The sequence below is a fragment of the Kitasatospora sp. NPDC056800 genome (genome assembly GCF_042789775.1).
Classification (GTDB): domain Bacteria; phylum Actinomycetota; class Actinomycetes; order Streptomycetales; family Streptomycetaceae; genus Kitasatospora.
On record NZ_JBHUAL010000037.1, the window covers coordinates 46241 to 52458 of the forward strand.

Genomic DNA, 6218 nt, shown 5'->3' on the forward strand with positions numbered 1-6218 from the left:
ACGTTCAGGCAGCGGTTGCTGGCGGGGTTGCGCAGCAGCCCGTCCGGGGTGAGCTGGAACTTCTCGTTGTTGGCGCCGAGGGTGCAGTCCCAGGCGATGATCTCGGTGTTGTTCGGCCAGGTCGGACCGGCGCCCTTGAGGTTGAGGCAGCGTCCGCTGGCGGGGTTGAGGATCTCGTACGACCGGCTCGTCTGGGCCGACACCCACGCGGCGAGGTCGTCGACGCGGGTGGCGTAGGCACCGGTGCGGGTCTCACCGGCGGGGGTGTCGAGGCAACCACCCTGCCAGGAACGGGAGATGACGCCGACCAGGGCGGACTTGCCGTTGACCTCGCGGACCACCGGGGCACCGGTGTCGCCCTTGCAGACCGCCGCGCCGCCCGTACCCGTGATGCCCACACCGGTCGCGCTCACGGTGTCGAGGCTGAACGAGCCGGTGTGCGCCTGGGGCGGCACCCACTCGGTCTTGGTGCGCCCGAACCCGGTCACCGTCAGCGACTGACCGGCGACCGGCGCCGAGGTGCCGACCGTCAGCGGCGTGACGCCCTGGACGGGCGTGGCCAGGCGGGCCATCACCAGGTCGCGGCCCTGACCCGGCACCAGCTCGACGACCTGGGTCGACGTCGCGCCGACCGTGGCGGTGGTCTTCCACTTCGGCGCGCCGGCGGCCAGCGCCTGCGGCTGCGCCGGGTCGTCGGAGAAGCAGGACGCGGCGCTGATCACCCAGAGCTGATCGACCAGCGCGCCGGTGCAGCCGCGCAGGCTGTCACCGATCACCAGGCGCGCGGTGGTGGCGGAGGCGCCGGCCGCGGCCGCGTCGCCGACCACGGCACCCGCCGGGGCCGTGCCGAGGGTGGACAGCGCACCGGCGGCGAGAACGGCAGTCAGCACACCTGCCCGTCGGGAACGAGACCGGGACTTGCGGGACATGGGACTTCCTATCGTGGATCCACCGGAGCTGCGGGAGGGGTCGGAGGCACGTCGACGCGCCCCCGCGAGGAAACGGGCCTGCGGTGGAGCCTTCGTGGCCCCTTCCGGTGGCGCGGAGCCGGCGGTCGAGACGGTGTCGGCCGAGGCGGTGAGGGCGGCTCCCAAGCCGGTGACGGCGATGGCCCTGCCCCCTGCGATGGGCCAGCGATGTTCTTCTGTGCGCATTTCCTTTTCCTGGGTAAGTTTGCATCAAAGGCGGTGCAAACCAGGACAGTCCGTGGTTGATCGATATGAATTGACTTGATATCGAAGTCGGTTCGACCTCGACTCGGTTTGCCCAAGCCATCCATTTCTGAGTGTCAGTCATGCATGGCGGCGCAGACTCTACATGACGCCATGAAGGTTCTGTAGGTCGTTTATGAGTCGCACATACCAGCAGACGGGCGGCACCTGAGCCGATCGGCAATTGGGGGGTCGAAGCGGTGAACAACGAACTACCGAAGGCAAACGACAAGGGGTATGCGCCTTGCCGCCCCGCGACGAATCTCGCGACACTCACCGACCTCGGCGAGACCATCGCGTGACGCCCGTGCAGCGGGGGGGTGATGCGGTGTTCGGACGGACCCTCGCCGCGTACCGCGGCGGCTTCGGGATCGCCCCGGAGCGGATCCCAGGCCTGCCGGGCCGAGGGGCGGCGCGCCCCGGGTTGCCGGTGCCGGTGCACCGGCCGGAAACCCCGGTGCCTTCGGGGTAGAGCGCCGGTAGCCTTCGGGCTGCTGACCGCAGGTCGGGACCGAAGGGCGCCATGAACGACACCTCCGAGCTGGACCGCCCCGTCGGCGACCACGCCGTCCGCGAACTGGCCGACGCCGTCCAGCCCTTTCGACGACCGCCTCGCGGCGCAGCTGCTCGCCCAGCGGATCGTCCTCCTCGGCACCCAGGTCGACGACGTGTCGGCGAACCGGGTGTGCGCACAGCTGTTGCTGCTGTCGGCGGAGGACCCGCGCTCCGACATCGGCCTGTACATCAACAGCCCCGGCGGGTCGGTCAGCGCGGGGCTCGCCGTCTACGACACCATGCGGCTCATCCCGAACGACGTCTCCACGCTGGCGATGGGGTTCGCCGCCAGCATGGGCCAGTTCCTACTCACCGTGGGCTCGCCCGGCAAGCGGTTCGCGCTGCCGAACGCGCGGATTTCGGCTGAACCCGCGGCGGGTACGGCGGCGGGCGTGCGCACCGGCGCCGTACTTCAGCGGAGGTCAGGCCACCAGGCGGAGCCCGCCGTACCGGCGGCTGCGGGGCCGCCGCCCGGCGGTGCGGCTCCGACCGGATGCCGTGAACCGGCGGACAGCGGCCCGAAGCGTTCGTATCCTCTCCCCCATGAGACCCTTCCGAACGAAGAGGATCACCACAACTATCGCCCTGCTCTTAGGTGTTGGGCTTGCGATGCTGACGTCTCCGGCGTCCGCCGAGGCGACCTGGGACAGCTACTCCATCGACCGGCAGACCGTCCGTCCCGGTGAGACCTTCACCATCACGATGACCCTGACCAACACCGAGACCACGGACATCGTGTTCTCCTACGAGTACATCGAGCCCAACTGGCCGATGAACGTGACACCGGGCATCGTCGAGGCCGTCGGCTGCGGCGGCGATGTCACCGACTGCTCCGTCTCGGGCAAGACCGCCGTGTTCCACCCCCGGGTCCCGATCGCGCCCGGTGACAGCCGGTCCGTGACGTTCACCGCGCGGGCCCTCCCGCCGCCGGTTCCCGGCTCGGGTCCGATGCGGCTCTCCTGGTCCCCGTACATGTACTACGAGTACGACTACACGCCCGGCGGCCCGCTCCACTCCCGTATCCACCAGGCCTGGGTGCCCCAGCTCACCGTCGAGACCGACTACTCCTGACCCCTCCGGGCGCACCGGCACCCGCGAAAGCGACAGTGCGGACAGCGACACCGACGGCAGCCGCATGAGGAGAGGGGTCTGTGGCGTGCGGTGACGAGGGGGCTGGCGGTGGCGCTCCCGACCGGGGCGGTGGCGCCGGCCTGGTGGCTGTGCGCGGAGCGGACGGGCGCGGCCATGGGGCTGGGCCCGTCGGACGGTGTGGTGCCGGTGGGCGAGTGCTGCGAGGTGTCCGACAACAAGGGCTGCTACAGCGACGGCACAGTCCCTCGGGGACGTCAGGGCCGGGTCACCGCCCGCAGTCGGCTCCAGCACGTCGGCGACGGGATGCCGGGGAGGCGGGAGCACAGCTCCCGAGCCGGGCGGTTCGAGTCTGCCGTCACCCGGGCCGGGTGCGGGGCCGGCGGCGACTGTGGGGCACCCGGCATTCGGCCCATCGGGCCCGCCCTCCAAGGGCGACGCCTGCCCGTCCCGGCCACGGCACCGGCCCGGAATGGATATGCGCAGGGTATGAGAATCACCTGCCGCGCCGCCCTCGGCGTCCCGTTGATGGCCGCTGCCGCCCTGGTCCTGCCCGTCGGCCCGGCCGCCGCGGCCACCGGAAACCTCTACCTCAACAACGCGGAGGTCTACACGGACCCCTCCGGCTGCTACCCCCTGGAGGACTCCAGCATCGTCGACAACAACACCGACACGGCCGTGACCCTCTACTCGGGGCCGGACTGCGACGGAGAGGAGCTCGGCCGCATCAGCGCCGGTGACGACGAGAGCGCCACCGGCGCCCGGAGCCTCTACGTCCCCTGACTCCCCCGTGGCCGCCCGCCGGCCGGGGGCCGGGCCGGCGGGCGGGGGGTCACGGGTTCAGCTGCTGCAGGGTGAAGGCCGTCGCCCGGTAGGAGTACTGGGCCACGATGGAGTTGGCGTTGGCGGCCTCCGCGACCGCGAGCCAGTTGCCGGAGTGCTGCAGCTTGAGGACGAAGGCGCCGGAGGCCGGGTCCACGGTCTTCCAGAACTTCTGATTGGGGCCGATGTCGCCCGAGCAGTCGAACACGCTGATCCAGGAGGCGTCCACGCTCCCGCCGTCGTAGCTGCCGATGCAGTCGCCGTTCTGCCGGTTGCGCAGCACGTAGCTGCTGGTGTCCTCGGGGACGCCCGGCCACCGGCACAGGCCCCACTGCTGGTTGCGCTGGCCGTTCCAGGGGTACTGGATGAGCGCTCCGTCGAAGAAGGTGCCGCCCTGGCTCATGTCGAGGACCTGCCCGGCCGGGGTGTTGATCCGGTAGTACCCCGAGCAGCTCCAGCCGTTCCAGTCGGACCAGCCGAACTTCGGCGGGGTGTCGGCGGACGCGGGAGCGGCGAGCAGCGTGCCGCCGGCCAGCGCGGCCAGGATGCCGGCGCCGAGCGTGCGCAGGGCGCCCGTCGTCCGGCGCCGCAGCGGGTTCGTCATGGGCTCCTCCGTCGTGGTGTGGGGTGGGCGGGTCAGCAGGAGAGCCGGATCTGGGCGGTGCGGCGCAGGGTGCCGGCCGGTTCGGTCTGGGCGCAGTTGACGCTGCCGATCTCCGGCAGCTCGTAGGTGGTGAAGCTCCCTCCGCCGCCGTCCGGGAAGGCGTTGATCCACACGCCGGTGGTCGGGCCGGTCTGGGCGCAGACGAACTTGGCGTACTCGCCCTGGACCCGGCGGGTGCCGCGGTAGAGGCCGTAGTAGCCGGGCTGGTTGAGGTTCCAGGTGGTCGAGACGGTGGTGCTGGTGGTGGTCGAGGTGGTCTTCTGGACGGAGAAGCCGACCTTGGCCTCGATCTTGACGAAGAGCACGCTCGCCGAGACGCTGATCTCGGTGCTGCGGTTGACGACGGTGGTGACGGAGTCCACCCGGCCCAGGGTCTCGGTGCGCTGGCCGGTGGTTCCCGGGGCGACGTAGACGGCGAGGAAGTCGGTGACGACGGGGTCGACCTGGAGGGACGTCACGTCCAGCCAGGTCTGGTCCACGGCGGGGTTGCAGCTCGTCGTCGGCGGGCGGGCGCCGGCGTGGGCGGTGCCGGCCCCGATGCCCCCGATCTCCAGCAGGGTCATGATGATCGTGGCGGCGGCCGCGGCCGTCGCCGTCCGTCGGCGAGGCCGGTGGACGAGGGTCATCTGTTCTCCTCCGTGCTCTGGTGGATGGGCCGCACCCCTGCGGCCGGAACCGTGCCGGTGCTGGTGCGGGCGGGGAACGGTGGGGCGGTCCGTCGTGGGGGATGCCGTCCGGCCCGGTGACGATCCTGCGCAAGGCCGTCATGAATTCCTCACGACCCCATCACGCCGCGGGAGGGCGCCCCGGAGCGCGGCGCCGCGTCCAGGGCGCCATGGACACGCCGCCGCGCCCGGGCGAGGATGGCCCTGCCGCACCCGTCACGGGGGCTCGGGGCGCAGGACGACGCACGGCACCGTTCGATCGTCGGAGGCCATGGGGTGGAGTTCAGGATCCTGGGGGCGCTGGAGGTGCGGGCCCGGGACTCCGGCCCGCTCGCCGTCGGCGGCCGGCTCCAACAGGCGCTCCTGGCCGTGCTGGTGGCCCACGTCGGCCGGACGGTGTCCGTGCCCCGGATCGTCGACGCGGTGTGGGACGAGTGCCCGCCCGCCACCGCCGACCGCCAGGTCCGGAATATGGTCGGGCTGCTGCGCCGCGCGCTCTCGCCCGGCCCGCGGCGCCCTTCACCAATCCGTACCGACGGGCCGGGCTACCTCCTCGCCGCGGACGGGGTCCGCGTCGACGCGCGGGAGTTCACCGCCCGGGTCGACGCCGCCGCCCGTGCGGGCGCCGACGGCGCGCCCCTGCTGCGCGAGGCCCTGGACCTGTGGCGCGGCCCGGCCCTGGACGGCCTGCCGGGCCGCGCCCTCGCCACCATCGCCGCGGGCCTGGAGGAGCAGCGGATGGCCGCCCTGGAGCGGCTCTTCGAGCTGGAACTGGCGGCCGGCCGGCACGAGCGGATCGTCCCGGAGCTCATCGGCCTGGTCGGGGCCACTCCCCTGCGCGACGGCCTGGTGCGGCACCTGCTGACGGCCCTGCTCCGCAGCGGGCGCCGGGCGGAGGGCCTGGCCGCGTACCGGCGGTACGCGGCCGACCTCGCGCGGGAGCTGGGCCTCGACCCTTCACCCGAACTCCGGTGCCTCCAGCAGGAGTTGCTGGGCTCCGGCGCACCGAACCCGGCCCCGCCCCGCGAGCCCGCCGCATCGAGGCGGTCGGCCGCCGCGGTACAGCGGCCCCTGCCGCGTCCCGCCCAACTCCCCTGGGAGTCACCCGCCTTCGTCGGCCGCGAGGCGCAGCTCCGCGCCATCGGACGCCACCTGGTCGGCCCCGGGGGGCCGGGCGGCCGCGCCCCGGCCCCCCGGGCCAGAGCGCGCGGC

At 72.6% G+C, this 6218-nt stretch carries 6 protein-coding genes and 1 pseudogene; 4 read left to right on the forward strand and 3 right to left on the reverse strand.

The features are described from left to right. Positions 1 to 890 (reverse strand): trypsin-like serine protease (locus ACFRQN_RS11470; RefSeq protein ID WP_380739930.1); only part of this gene is annotated, 890 nt, incomplete at its 3' end. A gap of 905 nt (positions 891 to 1795) precedes the next feature. Between ACFRQN_RS11470 and ACFRQN_RS11475 the strand changes: the two are divergent. The 3 genes and pseudogenes from ACFRQN_RS11475 to ACFRQN_RS11485 form a co-directional block, all read left to right on the forward strand. Further along, positions 1796 to 2146, forward strand: a pseudogene (locus ACFRQN_RS11475) (ATP-dependent Clp protease proteolytic subunit); the annotation flags it as partial. Between the two features lie 229 nt (positions 2147 to 2375). After that, positions 2376 to 2837: a hypothetical protein gene (locus ACFRQN_RS11480; RefSeq protein ID WP_074006104.1), complete on the forward strand. Its 462-nt coding sequence runs from the start codon at positions 2376 to 2378 to the stop codon at positions 2835 to 2837. Between the two features lie 507 nt (positions 2838 to 3344). Further along, on the forward strand, positions 3345 to 3638 hold the full coding sequence (locus ACFRQN_RS11485) for a hypothetical protein (RefSeq protein WP_049649250.1): 294 nt from the start codon (positions 3345 to 3347) through the stop codon (positions 3636 to 3638). Between the two features lie 49 nt (positions 3639 to 3687). Here the strand turns inward: ACFRQN_RS11485 and ACFRQN_RS11490 are convergent, their stop codons facing one another. Together ACFRQN_RS11490 and ACFRQN_RS11495 are read right to left on the reverse strand one after the other, a co-directional pair. Continuing rightward, the gene (locus ACFRQN_RS11490) at positions 3688 to 4281 is read right to left on the reverse strand and encodes an RICIN domain-containing protein (protein WP_074006105.1); all 594 of its coding nucleotides are present in this window, start codon (positions 4279 to 4281) and stop codon (positions 3688 to 3690) included. 32 nt (positions 4282 to 4313) lie between these two features. Beyond that, a complete protein-coding gene (locus ACFRQN_RS11495) occupies positions 4314 to 4967 on the reverse strand; it encodes a hypothetical protein (protein ID WP_074006106.1) in 654 nt (217 codons plus the stop codon). A 315-nt stretch (positions 4968 to 5282) separates the two neighbouring features. Here ACFRQN_RS11495 and ACFRQN_RS11500 point away from each other — a divergent pair. Then, positions 5283 to 6218 (forward strand): BTAD domain-containing putative transcriptional regulator (locus ACFRQN_RS11500; protein WP_380739933.1); only part of this gene is annotated, 936 nt, incomplete at its 3' end.

Bases quoted from the DNA above. Each gene is read 5' to 3' on its own strand.
- ACFRQN_RS11480 (WP_074006104.1), top strand. From the start codon at position 2,376: ATGCTGACGTCTCCGGCGTCCGCCGAGGCGACCTGGGACAGCTACTCC.
- ACFRQN_RS11485 (WP_049649250.1), top strand. From the start codon at position 3,345: ATGAGAATCACCTGCCGCGCCGCCCTCGGCGTCCCGTTGATGGCCGCT.
- ACFRQN_RS11490 (WP_074006105.1), bottom strand. From the start codon at position 4,281: ATGACGAACCCGCTGCGGCGCCGGACGACGGGCGCCCTGCGCACGCTC.
- ACFRQN_RS11495 (WP_074006106.1), bottom strand. From the start codon at position 4,967: ATGACCCTCGTCCACCGGCCTCGCCGACGGACGGCGACGGCCGCGGCC.